Origin of the sequence: Thalassobacter stenotrophicus, assembly GCF_001458315.1 — a bacterium.
GTDB classification, from domain to species: Bacteria; Pseudomonadota; Alphaproteobacteria; order Rhodobacterales; family Rhodobacteraceae; genus Thalassobacter; species Thalassobacter stenotrophicus.
In genome coordinates this window covers 1-25,320 of record NZ_CYRX01000011.1, presented here as the reverse complement: position 1 = coordinate 25,320, position 25,320 = coordinate 1, and the positions used below count along the sequence as shown (strand labels likewise).

At 58.9% G+C, this 25,320-nt stretch carries 25 protein-coding genes; 17 read left to right on the top strand and 8 right to left on the bottom strand.

What is annotated here, in order from left to right; all coding sequences use genetic code 11:
* Positions 1–122: 122 nt before the first annotated feature.
* The 3 genes from THS5294_RS04615 to THS5294_RS04605 are packed head-to-tail and all read right to left on the bottom strand — an operon-like array spanning position 123 to position 4,968.
* On the bottom strand, positions 123–2,180 hold the full coding sequence (locus tag THS5294_RS04615) for a S8/S53 family peptidase (RefSeq protein WP_058122814.1): 2,058 nt from the start codon (positions 2,178–2,180) through the stop codon (positions 123–125).
* Between the two features lie 3 nt (positions 2,181–2,183).
* Complete coding sequence (locus THS5294_RS04610) at positions 2,184–3,284, bottom strand: phosphatase PAP2 family protein (protein ID WP_058122813.1); 1,101 nt, start codon at positions 3,282–3,284, stop codon at positions 2,184–2,186.
* 49 nt (positions 3,285–3,333) lie between these two features.
* Entirely contained in the window at positions 3,334–4,968 is a 1,635-nt protein-coding gene (locus THS5294_RS04605; protein WP_058122812.1) for a hypothetical protein, read from the bottom strand.
* Positions 4,969–5,101: 133 nt separating this feature from the next.
* On the opposite strand from THS5294_RS04605, the gene THS5294_RS04600 reads away from it, so the two are divergent.
* Complete coding sequence (locus THS5294_RS04600; RefSeq protein WP_038005798.1) at positions 5,102–5,287, top strand: hypothetical protein; 186 nt, start codon at positions 5,102–5,104, stop codon at positions 5,285–5,287.
* A gap of 1 nt (position 5,288) precedes the next feature.
* On the opposite strand, the gene THS5294_RS04595 is transcribed toward THS5294_RS04600, so the two are convergent.
* Complete coding sequence (locus THS5294_RS04595) at positions 5,289–6,140, bottom strand: nitroreductase family protein (RefSeq protein ID WP_058122811.1); 852 nt, start codon at positions 6,138–6,140, stop codon at positions 5,289–5,291.
* A gap of 88 nt (positions 6,141–6,228) precedes the next feature.
* Here THS5294_RS04595 and THS5294_RS04590 point away from each other — a divergent pair, with 88 nt between their 5' ends.
* From THS5294_RS04590 to THS5294_RS04565, 6 genes are read left to right on the top strand one after another with little or no spacing between them, the layout of a single operon-like run.
* Positions 6,229–6,963, top strand: coding sequence for a succinate dehydrogenase/fumarate reductase iron-sulfur subunit (locus tag THS5294_RS04590; RefSeq protein ID WP_058122810.1), 735 nt, complete (start codon positions 6,229–6,231; stop codon positions 6,961–6,963).
* Complete coding sequence (locus tag THS5294_RS04585) at positions 6,963–7,310, top strand: succinate dehydrogenase/fumarate reductase transmembrane subunit (protein ID WP_058122809.1); 348 nt, start codon at positions 6,963–6,965, stop codon at positions 7,308–7,310. The genes THS5294_RS04590 and THS5294_RS04585 overlap by 1 nt, the downstream gene beginning before the upstream one ends.
* Positions 7,307–7,660: a succinate dehydrogenase, cytochrome b556 subunit gene (gene sdhC, locus THS5294_RS04580; protein ID WP_058122808.1), complete on the top strand. Its 354-nt coding sequence runs from the start codon at positions 7,307–7,309 to the stop codon at positions 7,658–7,660. Before THS5294_RS04585 ends, sdhC begins: the two co-directional genes overlap by 4 nt.
* A 2-nt stretch (positions 7,661–7,662) precedes the next feature.
* Entirely contained in the window at positions 7,663–9,420 is a 1,758-nt protein-coding gene (locus THS5294_RS04575) for an L-aspartate oxidase (protein ID WP_058122807.1), read from the top strand.
* 43 nt (positions 9,421–9,463) lie between these two features.
* Positions 9,464–10,420, top strand: coding sequence for a fumarate hydratase (locus tag THS5294_RS04570; RefSeq protein WP_058122806.1), 957 nt, complete (start codon positions 9,464–9,466; stop codon positions 10,418–10,420).
* Entirely contained in the window at positions 10,417–11,091 is a 675-nt protein-coding gene (locus THS5294_RS04565) for a fumarate hydratase C-terminal domain-containing protein (RefSeq protein WP_058122805.1), read from the top strand. The genes THS5294_RS04570 and THS5294_RS04565 overlap by 4 nt, the downstream gene beginning before the upstream one ends.
* Here THS5294_RS04565 and THS5294_RS04560 read toward each other — a convergent pair.
* Both THS5294_RS04560 and THS5294_RS04555 read right to left on the bottom strand, forming a co-directional pair.
* Positions 11,088–11,831, bottom strand: a complete 744-nt coding sequence (locus THS5294_RS04560) for a sulfite exporter TauE/SafE family protein (RefSeq protein WP_058122804.1) — start codon at positions 11,829–11,831, stop codon at positions 11,088–11,090. The genes THS5294_RS04565 and THS5294_RS04560 overlap by 4 nt on opposite strands.
* Positions 11,828–12,715, bottom strand: coding sequence for a LysR substrate-binding domain-containing protein (locus tag THS5294_RS04555; RefSeq protein ID WP_058122803.1), 888 nt, complete (start codon positions 12,713–12,715; stop codon positions 11,828–11,830). Before THS5294_RS04555 ends, THS5294_RS04560 begins: the two co-directional genes overlap by 4 nt.
* 191 nt (positions 12,716–12,906) lie before the next feature.
* On the opposite strand from THS5294_RS04555, the gene THS5294_RS04550 reads away from it, so the two are divergent.
* A complete protein-coding gene (locus THS5294_RS04550; RefSeq protein WP_058122802.1) occupies positions 12,907–13,770 on the top strand; it encodes an alpha/beta fold hydrolase in 864 nt (287 codons plus the stop codon).
* On the opposite strand, the gene THS5294_RS04545 is transcribed toward THS5294_RS04550, so the two are convergent.
* Positions 13,767–14,543 (bottom strand): DeoR/GlpR family DNA-binding transcription regulator, encoded by a 777-nt coding sequence (locus tag THS5294_RS04545; RefSeq protein WP_038005817.1) that lies wholly within the window; start codon positions 14,541–14,543, stop codon positions 13,767–13,769. The genes THS5294_RS04550 and THS5294_RS04545 overlap by 4 nt on opposite strands.
* Before the next feature lie 259 nt (positions 14,544–14,802).
* Between THS5294_RS04545 and glpD the strand changes: the two genes are divergently transcribed.
* From glpD to THS5294_RS04500, 9 genes are all read left to right on the top strand, one after another.
* Positions 14,803–16,389, top strand: a complete 1,587-nt coding sequence (gene glpD / locus THS5294_RS04540) for a glycerol-3-phosphate dehydrogenase (protein WP_058122801.1) — start codon at positions 14,803–14,805, stop codon at positions 16,387–16,389.
* Between the two features lie 8 nt (positions 16,390–16,397).
* A complete protein-coding gene (locus tag THS5294_RS04535) occupies positions 16,398–17,486 on the top strand; it encodes an ABC transporter ATP-binding protein (protein WP_038005819.1) in 1,089 nt (362 codons plus the stop codon).
* 9 nt (positions 17,487–17,495) lie between these two features.
* Entirely contained in the window at positions 17,496–18,572 is a 1,077-nt protein-coding gene (locus THS5294_RS04530) for an ABC transporter ATP-binding protein (protein ID WP_058122800.1), read from the top strand.
* Entirely contained in the window at positions 18,572–19,441 is an 870-nt protein-coding gene (locus THS5294_RS04525) for a carbohydrate ABC transporter permease (RefSeq protein WP_058122799.1), read from the top strand. The genes THS5294_RS04530 and THS5294_RS04525 overlap by 1 nt, the downstream gene beginning before the upstream one ends.
* Before the next feature lie 3 nt (positions 19,442–19,444).
* Positions 19,445–20,290: a carbohydrate ABC transporter permease gene (locus tag THS5294_RS04520; RefSeq protein WP_058122798.1), complete on the top strand. Its 846-nt coding sequence runs from the start codon at positions 19,445–19,447 to the stop codon at positions 20,288–20,290.
* 14 nt (positions 20,291–20,304) lie between these two features.
* On the top strand, positions 20,305–20,577 hold the full coding sequence (locus tag THS5294_RS04515; protein WP_038005826.1) for a DUF2160 domain-containing protein: 273 nt from the start codon (positions 20,305–20,307) through the stop codon (positions 20,575–20,577).
* Positions 20,578–20,653: 76 nt separating this feature from the next.
* On the top strand, positions 20,654–22,378 hold the full coding sequence (locus tag THS5294_RS04510) for an ABC transporter substrate-binding protein (RefSeq protein WP_038005828.1): 1,725 nt from the start codon (positions 20,654–20,656) through the stop codon (positions 22,376–22,378).
* Between the two features lie 99 nt (positions 22,379–22,477).
* Positions 22,478–23,965 (top strand): glycerol kinase GlpK, encoded by a 1,488-nt coding sequence (glpK, locus tag THS5294_RS04505; protein WP_058122797.1) that lies wholly within the window; start codon positions 22,478–22,480, stop codon positions 23,963–23,965.
* A 9-nt stretch (positions 23,966–23,974) separates the two neighbouring features.
* A complete protein-coding gene (locus THS5294_RS04500) occupies positions 23,975–25,126 on the top strand; it encodes an iron-containing alcohol dehydrogenase (RefSeq protein WP_058122796.1) in 1,152 nt (383 codons plus the stop codon).
* A gap of 8 nt (positions 25,127–25,134) precedes the next feature.
* Here the strand turns inward: THS5294_RS04500 and THS5294_RS18520 are convergent.
* Positions 25,135–25,320, bottom strand: a 186-nt coding sequence (locus tag THS5294_RS18520) for a hypothetical protein (RefSeq protein ID WP_233486402.1), incomplete at its 5' end; no start/stop codon positions are given.

The window sequence follows — 25,320 nt, the reverse complement described above, 5'->3', positions numbered from 1 at the left end:
TCCCTCAGGTTTTTGAGGGCGCCGCCTGTGATCCTCTGGGTGATCGTGGGGCGGCGCCTAATGTGACCTAAGGTAAAGAGGGTGTTAATCAGCTGAGAGTGAGTTCACTGTGAAAATCAAATTCACGAGGTTGCGCTGGGGTCTTTGCAGACCGCAGGTGCGCGGGACAGGCCCATGCGGGATAGCGTCTGCGCGTCCTCTAGGCCCGAGGTCCCCGGCCCAAAATCCGTCGGCTCAAATAGATGAAACGCAGGTTTGTCGCGTAGGATGTTCAGGGCGACTGCACGGGTTACCGCCGCGCTCGCAGCCGAGGTGCCTATGATCCGTGCACCCGAGCCGGATGTGACGCCAATGGACGGCAGTCCGCGGCGAAAATGGCCCTGATCCGCAATGGCCGAAACGGTAGGGTGCGCTCGGTCCTTTAGGATTGTGCCATTGGCCATCACTGCAATCGCGCTTGCGCCAGAGTATTCTGTGGGCTTGCCGGTGCAACCGATGTGCCCGGCAACACGGGTTACTGCGGGCGCGGTGCCGATTCCGTTCAGGCACCCATACCCACGCACTGGCGTGAGGGGCGCGGGTTCTAGCGGCCTCGGGGGGAGGGGGTGATTGAAATCCACCAAAAAGCTTTGTTGCCCGCCGGTACCAAGCTGGGTTGGATCATCGTCCCGCTGCACCCAGACATCCACCGCTTGATGAGGCTCCAACGGCTGGGTGCCAGTGCGCAGGGTGATGCGCCACAGCCCCACAGGGCATCGCCGCTTTGGGTCGCCCACCAGGGCGGTAGGGGTCATGGCCAGCATCACGCGCCATCGGTTGCCGTTGTGTTTATCGGCGGACACTTGTCCGATGTTCAGGCCGTTAATCTCCAGCTCATCAAACCGGCGCGGATCGCCGCCGGTATGCGCGGGATCAGCCGAGATGGGCAGTGTGCCGCCTTGGGTTAGGGCAATGCCACTTGGCGGGGTGACGACGATTTCCCACCCTTGGGGGGTGTCCATGTCGGTTGGCAGCCAGATTTCAAGGAAGCTAGAGGTGCGATCATCGGGCTTCAACTGCCAGCCGAAGTGGATTTCGCCCGCAGCGTCGGTATCTGGGGCCATAAACCGCCCGTGCATACGGTTGGCGAAATTGTTGCCGGTGGGCATGATCAGATAGGTGTCGGGCTGCACCGCCTGCCGCTGGGTTATCAACGCCTCGACCCCACGCTCAAAGCTAGATCCGCCGTCATGGCGGTTCGCGCTCCAACCGTAGGAAAAGTTCACGGCGGCGGGCAGTTCGGGCAGGCCGTAATGCGCGGCAATCGCGCGGGCGCGGTGAAAGATGTACTCAATCGCGCTAAGCATCATCATCTCTTTGCCGAACCCAGAGGTATCCCACGCGATGGTGTTGGGCAGTTGCACAGCGATGATCATGGCGTCATCGGGCAAAGCGTGCGGGCCAGTGCGCGGGTCGTTTCCTGCGGCCAGTCCAAGGATATGTGCGCCATGGGTGACAGAGTGTTCCATCACTGTGCCCAGTTCGGGCAGGGTGCGATCAATGGCGCCCGCTGCGCGGTAGGCTGCGCGTTCATGTGTGCCATGGGTGGCGCGGAGGGTATCAATTTCGGTGTTAAAGACTTCGCGCCCAAAGGGCACCGCCGCTATGTCCGGCGCGCGGGCGGCTTGCATCCAACAGGCCGCAATTCGGCTTTTGCCGTCTTGGTCCAGAAAGGCGGTGTGCAAAAAAGGCAGGCCATCGTCGACGACGCCGATGATCATGCGGGGGGGCGTGGCCGGCGGGGTCCAGCCGTCAAGCACGGCGTCTGGCTCATAGGTTTGGGGCCACGTTGCGGGCGCGATCGGCATGTTCAGGCGAAAGCGCGCCTGCCCCACCCGTTGCAACATGCGCGTCAGCTTTACATCTTGGCTTTCGACCTGTTGCATTTCGCCATCTGGGTCGAACATCGCAAAGGGCGTGACGGGGGGATTGGTCGTCCACATCGGGGGCACGCGGACCTCTAGGGCGTCACCTTCTGCGATCCGGGCTGTGCCCTCCATCAGGGCGGTGTAGTGGGTCTCAACACCGTTGCGGATTGCGGGGAAGGCGAAGGAAAACCCAAGCTCGGCGGAGAAGGTCCAACGCTCATACGGGCCGGTGTATTTGGCCAGCTGCACGTTATCGGGGCGATCGAAGAACATGACCTAGCTGCCCTGTTTCTCGGCAAGGGCTTCTTGCCAGATCCAATCGAATGCGTTGGCCTTGGCAGGGCGAGTGGCAGGGCCCGCCACCCGCGTGAGCCCTGCCGCCAATGCGATGGAAGTGTCTTGTAGGTCGTCGTCAAAAAAGTCCCGTGATGCAGGCACGTACCGTTGTGGTGCGATGTCGGTGCCAACCCCACAGCGGTTAAGGATGATCTGCCCGACGATTTGTCCGAGTGCGGCGCCGCACCAACTGTCGATAGGGTAATGCACACCCGCAACGGTGCGGTTCACTGTGATCCGTTCCGCCAGTCCGTGCAAGACCGCCTCTCGTTGGTTTTGGTCCGAAAGGGTGCCCCAATCCTTTGTGAGGGCCTTCATTACGGTCATCACGGCGTAAGCCTCGGTTGCGTGGGCCGAAGGAAAACTGCCGTGACCCGGGACGGGGATCATGGGCATCAGCCGGGGGTCCATTTGATCGGGGCGCCGCACGGCCAGTGGGTGTTTGAGCATCATGGCAACATGGGCCGCCATGACCTGCGTGGCGGTGATCAACTCAAAGGTTTTGCTGGCTTGTGAGGTGTTCAACCCCAGAACCATCGCGAAGTAAGCGGTGGGGAAGCCTAGCTGTGAGATCACCTCAGCACTGCGATCGGCGCGCAGGCTGGCGTAATCGGACACCAACTCGCACTGCTCGCGGAGCAGGGCCATGTCAGGCCGCTTGGCCGTGAAAACAGGGACGCCATCGGCCTTAAGGGTGACGGTTTTGGCGATGTCGTCCGTCGTGACTGCCACGCCTGACAGAAAGCTGCTGAGATAGAGCGAGCCGCGCACCCAAATTGCCATTCCAGGCATCGTTTCGGTTTTGTCAAAGGGTAGTTGCGCGACCGAGGGGGCCGTGCCGTCGATTGCCAAGTGGCGCAGCGCCTCTGCCGTGGTTTGCAGCCCATAGGTTGTGGTGGCGTCGTACCCGCCCGGGTCCTGCTGGCCCAGAAAGCTGCCAAGGCCGGTGACATTTGTGCCAGCCCCGACTCCCCCCACACCGCCGACGCCACCAACTCCGCCCACGCCTCCGACGCCGCCTACTCCACCCATTTGTGCCATGTCTTAATCCTTTGTCTCTTTGAACGATTTGAATTGGTAAAACGTGTCTTTAATTGATGCCCGCAGCCTCAAGAGCGTGGGTCACAAGATTGCCCAGCCGAGAGCCCGCAATGGGGTGTGTGCGCCGATATTCGGCCAGAGAAAAATTTGGGAACCGGCGTTGCAGGTCTTGGGCGGCGGTGCGGGCTTCATCGCCGCGGTCTAGGGCGTGAAGCGCTGCAATCCGGGCCCGCAGGGTTGAAATATGGCGATCATTGACACGCAGCGACAGGTCCGCCAGTTTGACCGCCATTTCATAGTTTCCCGCCGCGAGATGTGCGGAACTTGCGAGGCTATCGAAATAATACCCGAACGGATCAATGGGCGAGAGGCGGCGTGCCGTTTCCGTGGCGCGCACAGCAGAGCGTCCCTCATCCTGAAACGCCTTGAGCGAGCCGCGCAAAAGCCATGCGAGGCTTTCGTTGGGGTTGATGTTTTGGGCCTCTGAATACCGGTCCTCGGCGACGTCCAACTCACGCAGGATGTTGGCGCGGGCGAAGCCGTCAATTGTCAGGCTAAAGCTGGACATCGGGTCAAGGTCGAGCGCGCGGGCCGTGCAATCAAGTGCCTTTTGCGTGTCGGCGGCGCGGTCGGTTGTGTAGTTTTTAAAGATATTGAGGACATACCATTTGCCTAACCACGCATGGATTTGCGGGCTGTCGGGGGCGCGTTCGGCGGCTTCATCCAGCATTTGCCGCGCGCGCATGAAATCCCCCAAGGTGGGGTGGTGCATGGCGGTGGCCCCCGCAATCAAAAGCTTATGATCGGGCAGTTCAGGCAGAGGTGTCGCGCGGGCCATTTCAAGTGTGGTTTCCGCGATCGCACGGCCCACGGTTTGGACCACATTCACCAGCCAATCGCTGGCCTCATCGGTGAAGTGGCGGGCGGGGCAATGCAGATGTCGGTTCCACAAAAGCGTGCCCGAACGGGTATCGACAAAGTCGATGTCGGCGACCAGATCCTGCCCGCTTTTGCGCAAGGCACCGGTGATCAGATAGTCCACATCCAGCGTGTCGCGCACCCCTTCGACGTCGACATGACGCTTGGACATAGCCCGTCCAGAAAGATGCGAAATGACCTGCACTAGCGATGAGCGGGACATCATCCGACTGGTTTCTTCGGCGATCCAATCGGCGGCGACGGACAGTTCAGGGTCGCCGGGCGGCACACTTAGTGGAAGCGCGCAGACGCGCGGTTGCAGTCGCTGCGCCCTGCGGGTGCGTGACAGCGTACACAGCGCCTCCACCCGGCCGGGCTTGGCACGTTTTTCGTCCCGCCACCGGACATAGGCCAACTCACGCACGTTGAGATCGTCCAGGAATTGTCCGTCCTGCGGGCTGCCCCGAATTTGGACTTGTGCCATGTCGATTTCGATTTCGGTGGAGGTGACGGTCAGCACAGCATCGAACACGGGGCCAAGGCGTTTGCGTAAATCCGACAGGGCGCGGCGCAGGTTTTGATGACCACTTTCATAATCAGCCAAGCCCCACAGCGTCTCTTGCAGATACGTCCGGCTGCGCCGCCCCAAGGGGGCCGTGACCAGAAGGGCGAACAGGGCGCGGTGTTTGGCCCCGGTGATCTCACCGCCTTTGGCCAATCGCACCACGCAGGCGCCAAACAATGTGATCTCGATTTGGTTGGTCACCCCGTCACTCCGGTTATCCCATTTCGGAGGCTACCTTCCGCTACGTCAAAAACAAGTGGCTCACAGTGAATTCACGCTTTTGACGCGGTGTGTTTTGATAAGCTGGGATCACATTGAAAAAGAGTATTTCAGCATGAGTTCCGGAAAGAAAAAGGCCGAGATTGAGGACGTTTTCGATTTTTATACGCAGTGGCCAGAGCTGCGGGACAGGATCGTCGCCCTGCGGGAGAAAGGCGGGCTGACCGCCGAGGATCAGCACATTTTATCTTGGATGATCCACGTTATGGACCGGGTTGGGCCGTCAGACGTGGGCCAGTAGCCTAGTCCAATTTGAACCCCTGCGCGCGGACGTAGGCCCCAAATTCAGCGCGTTCCGGTGTGCTGTATTGGCGGGTTTTATCGTCGGACCATCCATAAGCGTCTTTGGGCGGGAACCTGTCTGGGCTGCGCTGTGTCACGTAGGGTTGGGTGATGGCGCGTGCGCGGTCATATTCGGCGACAGTGCCGCGCAAATCCGTTTCCTGATAAGTATCAACGTGGCAGGTGACGCCCAAAGGCAAGCGTTTTGAGATGGTTGCGGGCTGCTTGGGATAGCCAAGCGCGAGGCCCGCGATGGGAAACACATGGTCTGACAAGCCGATTAGGTCGGACACCGCGTGCGCTTCGTTGCGGACAGCGCTGATCGGACAGCAACCAAGGCCCATCGCCTCAGCCGCCGTGACGAATGCGCCAAGCGCTATGGCGGCATCGACGGTCGCGTTGAAAAATGCGTCCAGATGATCGTTGGCAAATGGCACGCCCTGCCAATCGTGGAGCAACCGCTGGCGCCTGTTATTGCCGCAGAAGATCGCGATCAACGGTGCCTTGGCGACCCATGCTTGCCCCGGGACCAATTGGGCTAATCTTTTACGTTTTGCGGGGTCGTGCAGGATGATGATGTCACGCTGTTGCAAATCGCTTTTGGTGGGGGCTGACATCGCTGCGACACATAACAGGTCCAATAAATCCCGCGGGATGGGGGTGTCGGAAAAATCCCGGCATGCGCCCCGCACAAGCATCGAACTAAGAAGCGCACTGTCGTGTTTCGCCAAATCCGGCGCATCGCTAAAGCGCGACTCAACGGCGCTTTGTGGGCTGATCTTGGCTGTTTTGACCCTGCTGTCGTGAGGCATTTGTGTAATTCCAGCTAACGCTAATATTAAAAATTTTTCGCGTTTGTTAAGCGTAACTGTATGTTATCCCATGCGTCGAGCCAAAAGTATGGGATCGTTATTCACCGTGACAAACACGCGTTTTCTAGAGGTTACCGTCGAACGGGATGAGGGCAAGAGCCAAGCTTTTCGCGTGCCGGCCTATGAGAACCAGACCGTTCTCGACGTTGTGTCGTGGATTCAGCAAAACGCGGATCCAACGCTCAGCTACCGCTTTGCGTGTCGGGTTGGGATGTGCGGCAGCTGCGCGATGATGGTGAATGGGGTGCCGCGTTGGACGTGCCGGACCCATATCTCAAAGGTACTAGAGGGTGAGGCGGTCACGATCGGGCCGCTGCTCAATCTGCCGGTGGTGAAGGACTTGGTCGTCGATATGGACCCGTTTTTCGACAAATGGGTCGCGGCGGAGGGAGTGCATCACGGCGGGCTAACGCGGGATGATCCTATCGCGGCCGTGGATGAAGAAAGCGCGGCTCGGGTCGAAGCAAACGCGGGGATTGAGTGCATCAATTGTTCGGTCTGTTATGCGGCATGCGACACGGTCGCGGGCAACCCGGATTACCTTGGACCTGCGGCGTTGCAACGGGCTTGGACCCTGCTGAACGATGCCAAGGACGAAGGCCGGATCGCTATTTTGGACGCGGTGTCAGGGTCTGGTGGGTGCCATAATTGCCACTCGATGGGGTCGTGCACGACCTATTGTCCCAATGAATTGGACCCGATGTCCGCAATCGCAGGGCTGAAACGGGAAACGGCGAAATCATTCTTTCGGAGGGGGCGCTGATGCTGACGCTTCGACTGTATATGCTGCAACGGATCACCGCGATGCTTATGGCGCCGCTGGTGGTGGGGCACTTGGCTGTGATGATCTATGCGATCCAAGGCGGCTTGGACGCGGCTGAGATTTTGGGCCGCACGCAAGGTTCGATAGTGTGGTTTTTGTTCTACGGCACCTTTGTGGTGGCCGTTGCGATCCATGGCGCGATTGGCCTGCGCACGATTATCCATGAATGGGGCGGGGTGCGCGGCGCGGCCCTAGAGGCGGTGATGTGGGTCACTGGCGCGATCCTTCTGGGCCTTGGCGCGCGTGCGGTGTGGTCCGTGACATTTGCGGCGGGGTTGGGGGCATGAGCATGGCGCGCGGCATTACCTCTCGGGCGCATCCGCTGTGGCTTGCGTATATTCTGCACCGGATTTCGGGTCTCGCGCTTGCGCTGTTCCTGCCGCTGCATTTCTGGGTGTTGGCCTTGGCGTTGACGGACCCTGCGCGGCTGGACGGATTTTTGACGTTGACCGATAACGGCGTCGTTAAACTGGCGGAATTCGGCCTCGTGTTCCTGTTGGCGGTCCATATGTTCGGCGGTTTGCGGGTTATGGCGATGGAATGGCTGCCGTGGTCCGCGCCGCAAAAGACCCTCGCAGCGGCGGCTGCCGCCCTGTCATTCCTGATCGCAACTCTCTTTTTCCTACAGGCGATTTGACCATGCGTGTTTCTGATATTGAACGTCATGACACTGATATCTTGATCCTTGGCACGGGGGGCGCGGGCCTGTTTGCGGCACTTCATGCTCAGCAAACCGCGCCCGAGGGCACCAAGATTACGATTGCCGTTAAGGGTTTGATTGGCAAATGCGGCTGCACGCGGATGGTGCAGGGGGGCTACAATGTGGCCTTGGGTGGCGGCGACACCGTTGAACGGCATTTCATGGACACCATTCAGGGCGGCAAGTGGCTGCCTGATCAGGATATGGCTTGGCGTTTGTGTGAGCAGGCCGTGGTCCGCATCCGTGAGTTGGAAAATGAGGTGGGCTGTTTCTTTGATCGCAACGCGGACGGGTCTTTGCACCAAAAGGCGTTTGCGGGACAGACCGCTGACCGCACTGTGCACAAAGGCGATTTGACCGGGATCGAGATCATCAACCGCCTGATGGAAAAGGTGCTCGCGAGCGGTGTGGAAAAGCTGCAAGAGCACCGCGCGATTGGCCTTATCCCAACTAAGGATGGCTCGGCACTGTCGGGTGTATTGATGATTGATATGCGCACGGGCCGCTTTCGGTTTGTGCGGGCGAAAACGGTGCTGATGGCCACGGGCGGCGGCCCGACCATGTACAAATACCACACCCCCTCTGGCGACAAAACGATGGACGGTTTGGCCATGGCGCTTCGGGCTGGCCTGAGCCTGCGTGACATGGAGATGGTGCAATTTCACCCCACAGGGCTGTTGGCCGGCGATCACACACGCATGACGGGCACCGTCCTAGAGGAAGGTTTGCGCGGCGCGGGGGGGCAGTTGATCAACCACGCGGGCCAGCGATTTATGTTCGATTATGACCGCAAGGGAGAGCGCGCGACCCGCGATGTGGTCAGCCGCGGGATCTATGCCGAGATGCGCAAAAACAATAACCCCGAGCAGGAGGGCGTATTTATCTCAATGTCCCATTTGGGGCCTGAGTTTGTGCGCCAAAAGTTTAAGGGCATGGTGAAGCGCTGTGCCGACAGTGGGTTTGATTTGGCTGCAGGGCAGGTCGAGGTCGTGCCCACGGCGCACTACTTTATGGGCGGCGTGGTGGTCGACGTGGACACCCGCACCGCGATGGAGGGGTTGTACGTCGCGGGTGAAGACGCGGGCGGCGCCCATGGGTCCAACCGGTTGGGCGGCAATGGGGTTGCGAACTCAACCGTCTATGGGGGCATCGCCGGCGACACGATGGGCGCGGATGTGCGCACGATGTCTTTGCGTGATCCCGACGAAACCGTGCTAGAGGCAGAGTTCGCCCGCGCGATCCACCCGTTCACTCGCGCGCCTGAATTGATCCTGCCGCTGCGCAAGCAATTGCAGGAATGCATGTGGGATGAGGTGGGCGTGATGCGCACTGAGGCGGGCATGAAGCGTGGGCTTGCGGGGATTGCCGCCGTGTCGGACGCTGTGATGGACGTTGGCGTGGATGCCAGCAATTTGGCGTTTAACTTGACGTGGCATGATTGGCTGAACATGCGGTCGCTGTGCGATATCTCGGAAGTCATTACCAAGGCCGGACTGGCGCGCGAAAACTCTCGCGGCGCGCACTTCCGTGAGGATTTTCCCGATCCCGGCGCGATGGAGGACAGCGAGTTCACATTGGCGCGCATGGACGGTGACACGGTCGCGGTCACGCGCGCGCCGGTTCAGTTTACAATCGTTCGCCCCGGCGAGACGATCTTGCCCGAAGGGGCCCCCGAAACGCTGGTCGCGGCGCAATGACGCCGATCACCATGCCATTTCTTGACTTGCCGGAGCGTCTGCAATGATCCCCATCAACCTCATCCAGTCCACCGCCGAAACACTGATGAACAAGGCCGCGATTGAGATCCCTGAGGATTACCTCACTGGGCTGAAACAAGCCGCAGAGACTGAGGATGGGGATTTGTCGTCCTTTGTGTTGCAGGCGATGCTTGAAAACTATGAGGCCGCGAAGGAGGACCGTCGCGCGATGTGTGGTGACACCGGCGTGCCGCGTTGGTTCGTAAAACTGGGCAATGAGGCGCAGGTTGAGGGCGGGATGATCGCGCTTGAGGCCGCGTTGCGCCGCGCGACGGCCAGCGCCACCAACGGCGTGCCACTGCGCCCGAACCGGGTGCACCCGCTATGGCGGACGGACCATGACAACAATGTCGGCATCGGCGCGCCTGAGATCGAGTATGGGTTTGAGCCGGATGGCGCTTGGATTGATCTGATCACCGTCCACAAAGGCGGGTTGTTCGGCACGGACTACCGGATGCTGTTCCCGTCCGATGGCATTCAAGGGATCAAGCGGTTCTATCTGGATAGCTTGATGGCCTTTGGCAAACGGGGTCTGGCCTGTCAGCCCGCGATCATCGGGATCGGTCTTGGTGGGTCCAAGGATATCTGCATGACATTGGGCAAACGCGCGAGCGTGCTGCGCACCGTAGGCAGTCGCAATTCGGACCCCCGGATTGCTGAGATGGAGGATGAGTTCAAGGAGTTGGGCAATTCCATCGGGATGGGGGCCATGGGGTTTGTAGGCAAAAACATGGTGATCGATTGCAATATTGAGGTGGGCTATTGCCATACGGGTGGGATGCCCATGTCGGTTCATGCGTTCTGCTTGTCCTCGCGGCGGGCCGTGGCGCGTATCCATGCGGATGGCCGGGTTGAGCATCGCACTGACCCCGACTGGTTTACGGATTATCAGCGTCGTGAAACCGTTGAGTGGGAACCCCAGCAGGAGGCCGCGGAATGAGCCCTCGCAAACCCCGGGAAGTCCGTCTGTCCACCACGCCCAGCGCCGAGGCTATTGCGGACCTTCGGTTGGGCGATGTCGTGTACTTGGATGGCTTGATGTATACGGCGCGCGAAGGCGTTTACATGCGCGCGCTGGAAGATCAGGCCAATATTCCGATGGAATTACCATCACAAAGTGCCGCTAACTTTCACTGCTCGCCTGCGGCGCGGATCAATCCTGATGGCTCATTCGATATGGGGGCTGTGACGGCCACGGCCTCGTTTCGATTTGCCAAGTGGTTGCCCGAGTGGATGGCCAAAACCGGGGCCAAGTTGATTGTTGGCAAGGGGGGGATGACATCCAGAGACTATAAGGAATACTTCGTGCCCAATGGCGCGGTGTATCTGTCGACCGTGGGCTATGGCACGGGCGCTCTGTTGGGGCGCGGGGTCGAAGCTGTTGAAGCCGTCCATTGGAATGAGGAACTGGGCCTCGCGCAGGCGATGTGGGTCATCCGGTGCAATCGGATGGGCCCGTTTATCGTGGCATCTGACCTAAACGGCGACTGCCTGTTTGAGCGTGAGAACGCCAAAATCGCCGAAAACGTCGCGCGCGTCTATGAGGGTACAAAGCCTGCCGTCCTCAAACGTTACGGCGAAAGCGATGATCGCACCGATGAGGTGATTTAGAACAGCTCACTCGCCATAATGCCGAGGCCCATGGCGAGGGTCAGCAGGATCAAGAGGCGGCGAAATCCGGTGTCGCTGAGCCTGCGAAAGACTGCAATTCCGATCTGCGCGGCGATCAGGCCAAGGGGAACTGTGACCAGCAAAGCCGTTTGCGCGGTTGCGTCAAACGCCCCTTTGAAGGCGAGGACTACGACCGTTGTGGACAGGATGGCCACGTTGAATGGTTGCAGCACAGCGCGTGTTTCCGACTTGGTCCACGGCCGCAGCGATACCCACATTTGCGGCAATGCGCCCGACACACTGGCGGTCCCGCCGAGGATGCCGCCCAGCAAACCCACGAGGCTATCAAGCCATGGGGTCGGCCGCTCAAACGCGGGTAGGGCGGCGCGCATACTGAAGTAGCCGCCATAAACAATCAGCAACCCACCAATAGCGAGGCGCAGGGTCCCCGCGTTGATGTGATCCAGCAGCATTACCCCAAGCGACACGCCACACAGCCCCGGGATCAGAAACCGTAGCAGGCGCTTGGGCTGTGATAGGATCTCAGCCCGGACAATCCAAAGCCCCTGAAGGCCCGCGAGAACGGACATGAAGGCCACGATAAACACGGCGGTAATCGGTTGTAGGACCACAAGGTAAAAGCCGAGTGCGAATAGCGCCGTGCCGGTGCCCGCAAGCCCATTGATAAAGCCACCGGCCATTGCGCCAAGGGCCAAGTAAAGGAATATGTCGTAGGTCATGGGGCCTCTCGGGCGGTATCGACCACCATCTGCAGAGCTTGGGAAATCTCTTGCAGGGCGCGGGTTTTGATCTGATCCTCGCGGTAGGCCAGTCCCAAAATGCGCAGAGGAGCGTCTGGGCCAAGCGCCATGCGTTTGACATGGGTATCGCTTGCCTGTGGCACGGCGAGGCGGGGCACAATCGACACGCCAAGGTTTTGCTGCACCATGCTGGTGATGGCCTCAAGGCTGTCCAGTTCCATCGTCTCGGTCACGCGGATACGTTTCGATAAAATCCACGTATCGATCAGTGATCCGACCACGGCGTTGCGGTTGAACCGGATAAAGGGACGACTTTTGAGGAGGGTCTCTGGGTCATCCTTAGGCTCTTGCGCGGCGGCGATCAGTTCAAGCGGTTCGCGTGCGAGTTCAAAGAAATCTAGACCCACGGGCATCAGATGCGGCTTGGTCACGATCGCGGCGTCCAATGCGCCGCGTTCAACATCCGTCAAAAGGGCGCGGGTGAGCCCGGGGCGGATATGCAGCCCGGTTTTGGGGAACTTTGCTTTGAGGATCGCCATGGCGCGGGGGGCCAGCCCGGTCAGCGTGGTCGGGATCGCCCCCAACGTGACTGTCCCGCTAAGACCGCCGTCAGCCAAGACGGAGGGCACAAGGTTGTTGTAATCGCTGATGATTTGGCGGGCGCGGGTCACAACCTCTAGCCCCGTCTGCGTCAGTTCGGGGGTGCGGGTGCTGCGGTCGAACAACTCAACACCAAGGTCCTCTTCCAAGGTGCGCATCTGCTGGCTCACGGCGGCGTGGGTGACATGCACCACCTTGGCCGCGGCGCTAAAGGTCTTGGCATCGGCAACTGCAACAAGGGTTTTGAGCAGTCGAATGGTCATGAGCGGGACCACATCAGGTTAAGCATAGCTTTCGATTTCCGCAGCGTCGTTGGTTCGTGTGTAACCTATAGTGACCGTTGCGAGAGGGGGAAAGCGCATAAGTCGCCTATGTCCGCCATCGCAATCCGCCCCTTGCGGGCCGTAAAATGCCGGGCATAGTGAGGCGAGGCGCGCAGCGGGGGGGCAGGCAGATGTTTTCGGGTTTTCAAGAGATTGATGTGGACGTGTCCGATGCGACCATTCACGCTCGTGTGGGCGGCGATGGTCCACCTGTGTTGTTGCTGCATGGATATCCGCAAACGCATGTGATGTGGCACGTGGTGGCAGAGGATCTGGCCAAGACGCACCGCGTTGTTGTGGCCGACCTGCGCGGCTATGGCGATTCTGTTGCCAAAACGGATGATTTCACGTTTCGCGCGATGGCCCAAGATCAGGTCGATTTGATGCGGCACTTGGGACATGAAACGTTTCATGTTGTGTCTCATGACCGGGGCTCCCGAACGGCGCATCGGATGGTTCTGGATCATCCGGATGTCGTGCAATCGCTTGTGTTAATGGATATTTTGCCGACGCTAGATGTGTGGCGCACGATGGATGATTGGCTGGCGCAACGATACTATCACTGGCTGTTTTTAGCCCAGCCCGGGGATATGCCGCGCCGCCTGATTAATGCGGACCCGATATGCTATTTGCATGCCGCGCTACTGGGGCTGGCTGGGTCAAAAGAGATGTTCGATCCCACTGCGCTAGCAGAATATGAGCGGGCCGCGCGCAACCCATCCGTAGTTGGCGCATGGTGCGCGGATTATACGGCGGCGGCCAATGCTGACTGTGTCCATGACGCCCAAGACGAAGGCCGCACCAGCGATATTCCCTGCCTAGTGTTGTGGGGGCAGCGGGGTGTGATCGCCCGCCATATTCACCCGCTGGACGCGTGGCGCGCTTGGTTCCCGAATGTCATGGGGCACGACATAGATGCGGGGCATTTTTTGGTAGAGGAACGGCCCGATGAGGTGCTGGGTGCAGTGTCTAAGCACTTGGCGGCGGCGCGCTAGGGCGTGATCGACTGGGGGGCCACGACGATACGGGTGTTGGCGGCCTGACACATGGATTGCGTACCGCTTGGCGGCGGATGGTCTGTGAAAAACACATCCACCGAACTGAGCGAGGCTATGCGGGCGGGCGCTTTGCGTTCAAATTTGGAGGCGTCCGCCACTAGAAAAACATGCTCACTCCGGCTGATGATTTCCTTGCTGACGCCGACTTCTTGGAAGTCGAAGTCAAGGATTTCGCCAGCTTCGTGCAGGGCAGAGCACCCGATAACTGCGTAATCAAACCGGAACTGACCGATGGTTTGTTTGGCTAAATCTCCGATCAAACCACCGTCGGAGCGTCGAAGGTTCCCGCCGGTGACGACCACTTCGATGGCCTTATTGGCGGAGAGGATCATGGCGATGTTGATATTGTTGGTCACAACGATCAGCCCCTCATGATGGAGCAGTTCTGCCGCCACGGCTTCGGTCGTTGTGCCGATGTTCAGGAAGATTGCGCAGTCGTTGGGAATTTCGCGGGCGCAGGCACGGGCGATGTCCACTTTGGCGGAATTGTTCAACTCACGCCGTTCACTGTAGCCGATATTCGCTGTGGTCGAGGGCAGTATCGCACCGCCATGTACGCGCTCTAGCTGACCGGAATCGGCCAATTCGGTCAGGTCGCGCCGGATAGTTTGCGGCGTCACCCCAAAGTGAGACACCAAACCCTCAACAGTCACGAGCCCTTCGCGCCGCGCGATGTTGATGATCTCGGGTTTGCGCAGTGTTTGAACCATTGGGACACCTTATTTTCGCTTATCCACCGTTATAGCGCGTTTATGTTCGATTCCATGAGGACTTTGCCGCAGCGGACACATTTTGTCCGTGCCTATCGAAATATACGCAAGATTTCTCTGATATTTGAATTCGTATCCTTTTGATTTTGCGTTATATTTCAAATATCGATCACAAACGAACATTTTTATCTTCCATGTGTGCGCGTTTCTTGCCACAAATTCACCAACGGGCGGGAGGCCCGTGTGGGAGGAAAGTTTCATGGAACCGAGGTTCGACCTGCTGGTAATCGGTGGGGGCATCAATGGGTGCGGGATCGCACGGGACGCCGCTGGGCGTGGCCTGTCGGTTGCTGTGGCCGAGATGAATGATATCGGTTCAGCGACGTCCTCTGCCTCAACCAAGCTGTTTCATGGCGGTCTGCGGTACCTTGAATATTTCGAATTCCGGCTGGTGCGGGAATCCCTGATTGAGCGTGAGATCCTGCTCAAAGCGATGCCGCATATCTCTTGGCCGATGCGGTTTGTGCTGCCCTACCACAAAAGCATGCGGTTCGATTCTACGACGCCGACATCAAAGCTGCTGAACGTCATGATACCATGGATGAGGGGGCGTCGCCCTGCGTTGCTTATCCGGCTAGGCCTGTTTTTGTACGATCATCTTGGCGGCCGGGAACTGCTACCCGGAACGTCGCGCCGCAATTTGCGCGACGGGCCAGAAGGCGCGCCGCTGAACGCCAAATTTGAACATGCGTATGAGTATTCCGACTGTTGGGTCGAAGACTCGCGTTTGGTCATTCTGAACGCTCGTGACGCGGAAGAACGTGGCGCCAAAATCCTGCCGCGCCAAAAGGTTGTGTCTGCCGACCCTGTGGATGGTGGATGGCGGGTGACGCTGGAAAACACTGCGACAGGGGCCAGCGAAACCATTACTGCGCGCATGGTCGTCAACGCAGCAGGCCCTTGGGTGGGCGATGTTCTGCGCGGCACATTGAAAAGCAACCAGCAAGGTGGCGTGCGGTTGGTGCGCGGCAGCCATATTGTGACAAAGCGGCTCTATGACCACGATAAGTGCTACTTTTTCCAAGGCACGGATGGGCGGATCATCTTCGCCATTCCGTATGAGACGGATTTCACTCTGATTGGGACCACTGATGCGGACCATGATGACGCCGGCAAAGCACCCGAATGCACCGTTGAGGAGCAAAGCTATCTGATTGATTTCATCAACCAGTACTTGGCTGAGCCGATCAGTGATGCCGATGTCGTTTGGACGTATTCTGGCGTCCGCCCTCTCTATGATGACGGTGCCAGCAGCGCGACTGCGGCCACGCGCGATTATGTGCTTGAGCTGGACCAAAGTCGCGGCGCGCCCGCTTTGAACGTGTTTGGTGGCAAGATCACGACTTACCGTAAATTGGCTGAGAGCGCGTTGGAAGAGATTGGCAAAGTGTTCCCTGACCTGTCCCAGCCGTGGACGGCGGGTGTGCCGCTTCCCGGGGGGGATTTCCCGGTTTCCGGCGTTGATCAGTTGATCCAAGACGTTCGTGCTGCCTATCCGTTCGTCTCAGCCCGATGGGCGCAGCGGCTGGTCCGCGCCTACGGGACGGACGCCAAAGACATGCTAAGCGACGCTCAATCCCTGGCCGATATGGGCGAAGATTTTGGCGCCAGTCTGACCGAAAAAGAGGTTCGGTGGCTGATGAAGAATGAATACGCGCAGCGGGCCGATGATGTGGTCTGGCGGCGCAGCAAGCTGGGCTTGTTAATGAACACAGATCAAATTGCACATCTCGACGAGTGGATGCAGGACGTTCTAACGTCGCAACAAACTGCGGCAGCGGAATAGGGGGGGCTATGACACTCGAGCTTAGAAATGTGTCCAAGGTCATAGGTGGCCAGACACATATTTATCCAACCGATTTGACCCTGAACAAGGGGACAATGAACGTTTTGCTGGGGCCTACGCTGTCAGGAAAAACGTCATTGATGCGATTGATGGCGGGGCTGGATAAGCCGACGACCGGTCAGATTTTCTGGCAAGGTCAGGATGTGACAGGGATGCGCGTGCAGGACCGGCAGGTCGCGATGGTTTACCAGCAGTTCATCAATTATCCGACCATGACGGTTTACGACAACATCGCTTCGCCCATGCGGTTGCTTGGTAAATCGCGCGCTGAAATTGACGCCTCCGTGCGAAAGGCTGCTGATCTGATGCAGCTTTCGCCGCTGCTTGATCGCAAACCGCTTGAGCTATCGGGTGGGCAACAACAGCGGTGCGCACTGGCCCGCGCGCTTGTAAAGGACGCAGGCTTGGTGCTGCTGGATGAGCCGCTCGCGAACCTAGACTACAAACTGCGCGAAGAACTGCGGGTTGAGATCCCTAAGATCTTTGAAGAAGCGGGTTCAATTTTTGTTTACGCGACCACCGAACCTGAAGAGGCCCTGTTGCTGGGCGGCTCCACTGCGGCCCTGTTTGAAGGGCGCGTAACCCAGTTTGGCCCCACGCCGACCGTTTACCGCCAGCCTGTTGATGCGACCACCGCACGGGTGTTCAGTGATCCGCCAATGAACTTTCTGCGGGTCAGCAAAACAGGATCAAAGATCATGTTTGGCGATGGTCAAAGCGCGCCTGCAATGGGCCCGATGGAGAGCTTGGCCGATGGCCGATATCTGGCTGGGTTCCGGCCCAACCACGTTGAAATTAACGCTCACGCCAACGGTGCAATGGCGTTTGAGACCAAGTTGGTCGTGACAGAATTGACCGGGTCTGAGACGTTCGTGCACCTTGATCACCACGGTGAGCGCTGGGTCGGCTTGGTCCACGGCGTACACGATCTGGAACTGGGGGCGGCCCTCAAGGTCTATCTTGATCCGCGCCATGTCTACATCTTTGGCGAGGGCGGCGAACTGGTCGCGCCCGCGTCCTATGCGCTGGCGGCCTGAGGGGGCATCATGGCAAAAATTACGCTCGATAACCTTGCGCATTCGTACCTGCCCTCGCCGAAAGGCGAAGATGATTTTGCGTTGAAGGAGTTGAACCACGACTGGGCTGACGGTGAGGCATATGCCCTCTTGGGGGCCTCCGGTTGTGGTAAATCCACGCTCCTGAACATCATTTCCGGCCTTCTACACCCCAGTCAGGGGCGGATTTTGTTTGATGATGTCGATGTCACGCACGCCTCAACGGCGGATCGCAACATCGCCCAAGTGTTCCAGTTTCCGGTGGTCTATGACACGATGACCGTCCGCGATAACCTCGCCTTTCCGCTAAAAAACCGTGGCGCCCGCCCGCAATACATTGCGGACCGTGTGCAGCAAATTGCGCAGATGATCGGGATGGAGGCAGAGCTGGGCAAACGTGCGCGTGGCCTGACCGCAGATGCCAAGCAAAAGATCAGCCTTGGGCGCGGCATGGTCCGGGAGGACGTGAACGCCCTGTTGTTCGATGAGCCGCTGACCGTGATCGATCCGCACATGAAGTGGGAACTGCGCACGCAGCTTAAATCGCTGCACCACGAATTTGGCCACACGATGATCTATGTCACCCACGACCAGACGGAGGCCCTGACCTTCGCGGATAAGGTTGTCGTGATGTATGACGGGCGGGTGGTGCAGATCGGTACCCCGCAAGAGCTGTTTGAGAGGCCCGAGCATACGTTCGTGGGTTATTTCATCGGCTCACCCGGGATGAACGTGATCCCCGCTGCGATTGATGGGCAGATGGCGAATATCCACGGCGCGACCGTTGCCCTGCCGCAAGCCTACGATGCGCTGGACGGCAAGGTTGAAATCGGCGTCCGGCCTGAGTTCGTGACCTTGACCGAAGGCGAAGGCCTGCCAGTCAAAGTCCGCCGGGTTGAGGATGTGGGCCGCCACAAGATTGTACGTGCGGACCTGTTCGGCAGTGAAATCAACATTGTTGCTGGTGAGGACACTTCAATCTCACCCGATATGATGCGCGTGACCTTCGATCCCGCCCATGTAAACGTTTACGTCAACGATTGGCGTCGTGCAGGAAAGGCCGCCTGATGGAAAAGACAGTTAACCAAAAGGCGTGGTTCCTTGTTCTTCCGGTGCTGGTTCTGGTGGCATTCTCGGCCGTGATCCCGTTGATGACGGTGGTCAATTATTCGGTGCAGGACACTTTCGGGAACAACCAGTTTTTCTGGGCCGGGTTGGAGTGGTTTAAAGAAATGCTCCGCGACGACCGGATGTGGGATGCGCTGGGACGGCAGTTGATGTTCTCGGGCATTATCCTTTTGATCCAAATTCCGCTTGGCGTTTTTATCGCCCTCAACATGCCCAAAAGCGGATTTTGGGTGAGCTTTTGTCTGGTCGTCATGTCGCTTCCGCTGTTGATCCCATGGAACGTGGTGGGCACGATTTGGCAAATCTTTGGCCGCGTTGATATTGGCCTTTTGGGGCACACGCTGGCGGCCATTGGGGTGGATTATAACTACACCAGTGACCCGTTCGCGGCATGGGTGACGATCATCGTGATGGATGTCTGGCACTGGACATCGCTGGTGGCCTTGCTGGCCTATGCGGGTCTGAAATCCATCCCCGACGCCTATTACCAAGCCGCCAAAATCGACCAAGCCAGCCGTTGGGCCGTGTTCCGCTACATTGAGTTGCCCAAGATGATGGGTGTCTTGATGATCGCTATCCTTCTGCGGTTTATGGACAGCTTCATGATCTATACCGAGCCATTTGTTGTCACTGGTGGTGGCCCGGGGTCCACGACGACGATGCTGTCGATTGATCTGGTGAAAATGGCGCTTGGTCAGTTTGATCTGGGCCCTGCGGCTGCGTTCTCGATCATGTACTTCCTGACGATCCTCTTGATCTCATGGGTGTTTTACACCGTCATGACCAACCTCGAAAAGCGGGAGGGTTAAGCCATGACCGACGCATCCATCACCGCCCCCAAGGCTCGCGCATTGCCAAAGGTCAAAAGCAGTACCATCGTCATGGGGCTTTATCTGCTGTTCTTGATGCTGCCGATCTATTGGCTTCTGAACATGAGCTTTAAGACCAACACTGAGATCGTGAGCACCTTTACCCTGTGGCCCACGAACCCGACGCTGGATAACTACCGCACGATCCTGACGGACCCTGCGTGGTACACGGGCTACATTAACTCGCTGATCTACGTGGTGATGAACACGGTCATCAGCCTCGCGGTTGCGCTGCCGGCGGCCTACGCGTTTTCGCGTTACCACTTCATGGGTGACAAACACCTGTTCTTTTGGCTGCTGACAAACCGTATGGCGCCACCGGCCGTCTTCGCCCTCCCGTTCTTTCAACTGTATTCAAGCGTAGGTTTGTTTGACACGCATATCGCGGTGGCGCTGGCGCATTGCCTGTTCAACGTGCCGCTCGCGGTATGGATTTTGGAAGGCTTCATGCGCGGCGTGCCCAAAGAAATCGACGAAACAGCCTATATCGACGGCTACTCGTTTGGGCGGTTTTTCGCGAAAATCTTCATGCCGCTGATCGCATCGGGCATCGGTGTTGCGGCGTTCTTCTGCTTCATGTTCTCATGGGTGGAACTGTTGTTGTCACGGACGCTGACGACCGTGGATGCCAAACCGATCGCCGCGATTATGACCCGGACCCAAGGTGCTGCGGGCATTGATTGGGGCGTGTTGGCGGCGGCCGGTATCTTGACGATCGTGCCGGGTGCGCTCGTGATCTACTTTGTTCGTAATTACATCGCCAAGGGTTTTGCCCTGGGTCGAGTTTAGGGGGAGGCGCCGACATGGAATGGATGGCATGGACATGGCCTACCGCGATTTTCTTTATGGTAATCGCCAGCCTTTTGATCACGTTCACGATCCTCGCGATCAAGTTTCCCGAGACCCCGCGCGTCGGTGTCCTGCGGATTGAAACGACACGGGGCGACAGACTTTTCATCACGCTCCTCGGCTCGGCCTTTATCAATCTGGCTTGGCTGGGATTGGCGGATATGGCCCAGTGGTGGGCCCTCGTGATCTGCGCGGTCTACGCGGTATTGGTGTTCCGATACGTGTGACCAAGCGGGTGAAATAGCCGGGGTGAGGATGTGCCCGGTAAAGTTAAGAACCAAAGTTCAAAATGGGAGGAATTTTATGAACTTGTCACTCAGAACCTCAACGGCCTTGGCCCTTGCGACGTCCCTGACGGCGTCGCCAGCCTTTGCCGATATGGACGCCGCGATGGCGTTCCTCGACAATGAGATCGCGGGTCTTTCCGTGCTCTCGCGTGCAGAGCAAGAAGCAGAGATGCAGTTCTTTGTGGACGCTGCGGCACCTTTCCAAGGCATGGAAATCAAGGTCGTCTCCGAGACCATCACAACCCACGAATACGAATCCCAAGTGCTGGCGCCCGCGTTCACCGCGATCACCGGTATTCAGATCACACACGATCTGATCGGTGAGGGCGACGTGGTCGAAAAGCTGCAAACACAGATGCAGTCGGGCGAAAACATTTACGACGCCTACATCAACGACAGTGACCTGATCGGCACCCACTGGCGCTACAAGCAGGTGCGTAACCTAACCGACTGGATGGCCGGCGAGGGTGCAGACGTGACCCTGCCCACGCTGAACCTTGATGACTTCATTGGCACCAGCTTTACGACTGGCCCCGATGGCAAACTGTACCAGCTGCCAACACAGCAGTTCGCGAACTTGTATTGGTTCCGCTACGATTGGTTCAACGACGAAAAGAACAAAGCCGACTTCGAGGCCGCCTATGGCTATGAACTGGGTGTTCCAATCAACTGGTCGGCATATGAGGACATTGCTGAGTTCTTTACCGGTCGTGATCTGAGCCACCTCGGTGTCGAAGGCGAAGTCTTTGGCAACATGGACTACGGTAAAAAAGACCCCTCGCTGGGTTGGCGTTACACCGATGCGTGGATGTCCATGGCTGGCATGGGCGACGTGGGTGAGCCGAACGGCCTGCCCGTTGATGAGTGGGGCATTCGTGTGAACGAAAACTCCCAACCTGTCGGGTCCTGTGTGGCGCGCGGTGGTGCAACCAACGCTCCTGCGGCTGTTTACGCCGTTGAAAAAGCGATTGAATGGCTTGAGAAATACACGCCCCCCGCAGCCGCTGGTATGACCTTCTCGGAAGCTGGTCCGATCCCGGCACAAGGGAATGTCGCTCAGCAGATGTTCTGGTACACCGCGTTCACAGCCGCCACGGTCGAGCCCGACCTGCCGGTCATGAACGAGGATGGCACGCCCAAGTGGCGTATGGCCCCCTCGCCGCATGGTGTTTACTGGAAAGAAGGCCAGAAAGTTGGCTATCAGGACGCTGGTTCCTGGACGCTTATGGAATCCACACCTGTGGACCGCGCCAAAGCCGCATGGCTCTATGCGCAGTTCGTGACTTCCATGACGGTGGATCTGAAAAAGTCCGACGTGGGTCTGACGTTCATCCGCGAGTCGACCATCAACTCTGATCACTTCACCGATCGCGCCGACAAACTTGGCGGTCTGATCGAATTCTACCGCTCGCCCGCGCGTGTGGCATGGTCGCCTACGGGTACCAACGTGCCAGACTACCCACGTTTGGCGCAGCTGTGGTGGCAGAACATCGGCGATGCAATGTCCGGTCAAAAGACCGCACAAGAAGCGCTGGATGCCCTGTGTGAGGCTCAAGAAGCTGTCATGAGCCGTCTGGAGCGCGCAGGCGTTCAGGGTGACCTTGGTCCCGTCATGAACGAAGAGCTTGGTGCCGATCACTGGTTCGCTCAGCCTGGGGCCCCGTTCCCCAAGCTGGAGAACGAGGATGAGACACCACAGACCGTCGCCTATGACGAGCTGATCAAATCCTGGCAGAACTAAGCCACTTCTGATCTCCCTGGTGTGGGGCGCCTTCTTGTAGGGCGCCCCGCATATTTTCGGGTGGTTCTGCCCACCCCGCTATCAAACAGAGCCACTACTATGACTTACGTTCTTTCCATCGATCAGGGCACCACGTCATCGCGGGCGATCCTGTTTGATGCTTCTCTCACGCCTGTGGCCTCGGCGCAGGAAGAGTTCCCCCAGATTTTTCCGCAGTCCGGTTGGGTCGAGCATGACCCCGACGACCTGTGGGCCACGACCGCAGGCACATGCCGTGCCGCGATTGAACGCGCGGGCGTTGATGCCAGCGAGATTGCATCCATCGGCATCACCAACCAGCGGGAAACCTCGCTTGTTTGGCACCGAGACACCGGCAAACCCATTTACAATGCCATCGTCTGGCAGGACCGCCGCACGGCCGACACGTGTACTGCACTGCGCGAAGCGGGTCACGCCGACATGGTCAATGACCGCACTGGACTATTGCTGGACCCCTATTTTTCCGCGACCAAGCTCAAATGGCTGCTCGACCACGTCGAGGGTGCTCGCGATATGGCGCGCCGGGGTGAGTTGTTGTTCGGCACAGTCGATACCTTTCTGATTTGGAAACTCACGGGCGGTCGCGTCCACGCCACTGATGCTACGAATGCGGCGCGCACCATGCTGTATGACATCCGCAAAGGCCGTTGGAGCCAGACAATTTGCGACCTGTTCGATATTCCGATGTCGCTTCTGCCAGAGGTAAAGGACAGCGCGGCCGACTTTGGCGAAACGCGTCCTGATCTTTTTGGTCGCGCCATTCCAATTCGGGGTGTCGCAGGCGATCAGCAGGCCGCGACGCTCGGGCAGGCGTGCTTTGAGCCGGGCATGTTGAAATCGACCTACGGGACGGGGTGTTTTGCCTTGCTCAACACGGGCGATGTGCCGGTGAAATCGCACAACCAGCTTCTGACAACCATCGCCTATCAGCTTGATGGCAAACCGACCTATGCGCTCGAAGGGTCGATTTTTATTGCAGGCGCAGTGGTGCAATGGCTGCGCGACGGGCTCAAGATGATCCGCCATGCAGCCGATACGCAACCCTTGGCGGAGGCCGCTGATCCGACGCAATCGGTGGTCATGGTGCCTGCCTTTACCGGCCTCGGCGCGCCCTATTGGAACCCCGAATGCCGTGGCGCGATCTTTGGGCTTCGGCGCAATTCCGGCCCCGAAGAACTGGCCCGTGCGGCCCTCGAAAGTGTGGGCTATCAAACCCGCGATTTGCTGGAAGCGATGCGTGCCGATTGGGCCTCAGTCGATGCCGCGCCGGTTCTGCGTGTGGACGGCGGGATGAGCGCGTCTGACTGGACCATGCAGTTTTTGGCCGACATTATCGGTGCCCCGGTGGATCGGCCCAAAGTGCTGGAAACCACTGCAGTCGGGGCTGCGTGGTTGGCGGGTATGCAGGTTGGCGCATTGCCGGGCCAAGATGAATTCGCCCGCACATGGGCGCTAGACCGTCAGTTTCGGCCCAGCATGCCCGAGGACACGCGCGCCACGAAATACGCCGCGTGGCAGCGGGCGGTGCAATCCACTCTCGCGTTCTGAGGTGACCAAATGAACCCGTCCTTCTCCTTTTCGGTCCCGACGATTGTGCGCTTTGGCAATGGCATCAGCAATGACATCGCAGAGGCTCTGCCCGCGGGTGCTAAACGGGTGGCGTTATTGCGGGGCGCAAGCGGCATTGCAGCAGGTCCCGTGCGGGAGGCGCTTAAGCAAGCCGGACTATCGGTTGAGGATATTATTTGCGCCAAAGAACCTTCGGTGGCGTCGATTAATTCGGTCGTGGCGAGCTTGGAGAGCGGTTCCATCGACGCGGTCGTGGCCTGTGGCGGTGGCGCGGTGTTGGACAGCGGTAAGGCCGTTGCCTTCTGCCTCAGCCACGGATTGCTTCTGACGGATGATTTTGCGGAAGTCCCGCAACACTTACTCGATAAGGTAGCCACTGTTCCGTGCATCGCCGTGCCGACAACGGCAGGCACCGGGGCCGAGGTCACGGCGAACGCTGTGCTAGAAATCCCCTCAAAGCAGGCGAAAGTCAGCCTGCGAGGCCGCGCCTTGTTCCCAGCGGTCGCACTTGTGGACCCCAGTTTGTTGCGCACCGCGCCGCCCAATACGGTGCTGTCCTCCGGGCTGGATGCTATTGTGCAAACGATTGAATCCTATACGTCCTGCGCGGCAACGCCGTTTTCTGATGCACTTACACGGCCCAACATCTCGGTTGGGTTGGCGGCATTAAAGGCCGTGTTGTCAGGTGGCGACGATGACGCTTGGAATGACATGGCATGGGTTAGCCTGACCAGTGGGATCGCCTTAGCCAACTCGGGCCTCGGAGCCGCTCATGGCGCTGCATCTGTCTTGGGTGGGCGCTACGGTGCACCTCACGGCGCCCTTTGTGGGCGCTTGGTGGTGCCGGTCCTGCGCCAAAACCTTGCAGTGGCCGAGCGGGGAACTGAGATCCATACCCGCCTGACGGAATGTGCATCGGCCATCGCTGCGGCCTTTGCGCCCGCGCTGGGGGGCGATGCGATGTCGGGACTGGAAGAATGGCAAGAGGCTCAAGGGCTGCCAAGGCTCGCGGCGTTCGGCGTCGTGGCCTCCGACATCGAAATTCTCGCGGCGCAGTCCGCCTCCGCCTCGTCTAGCCGCAAAAACGGTGTGCCCCTCACACCCTCAGATTACGCTGAGATTCTAACCGCGGCGCTCTGACCGTGCGTTCAATTGGTTAAATTGGGAGAAGCACGCGGAGCGGCCGGTAGGTGACGTGCACTTTGCTCGAGACACTGCGAGAAACAAGCATCTGGCCTCAACTTGCCGTAGAGCTTGGCCTTGATGTTGATTTGCAAGCGGCTTTGTTGCACAAATCCCATCATGAGGGGATTCACTACGTGAAGCCAGCGTGG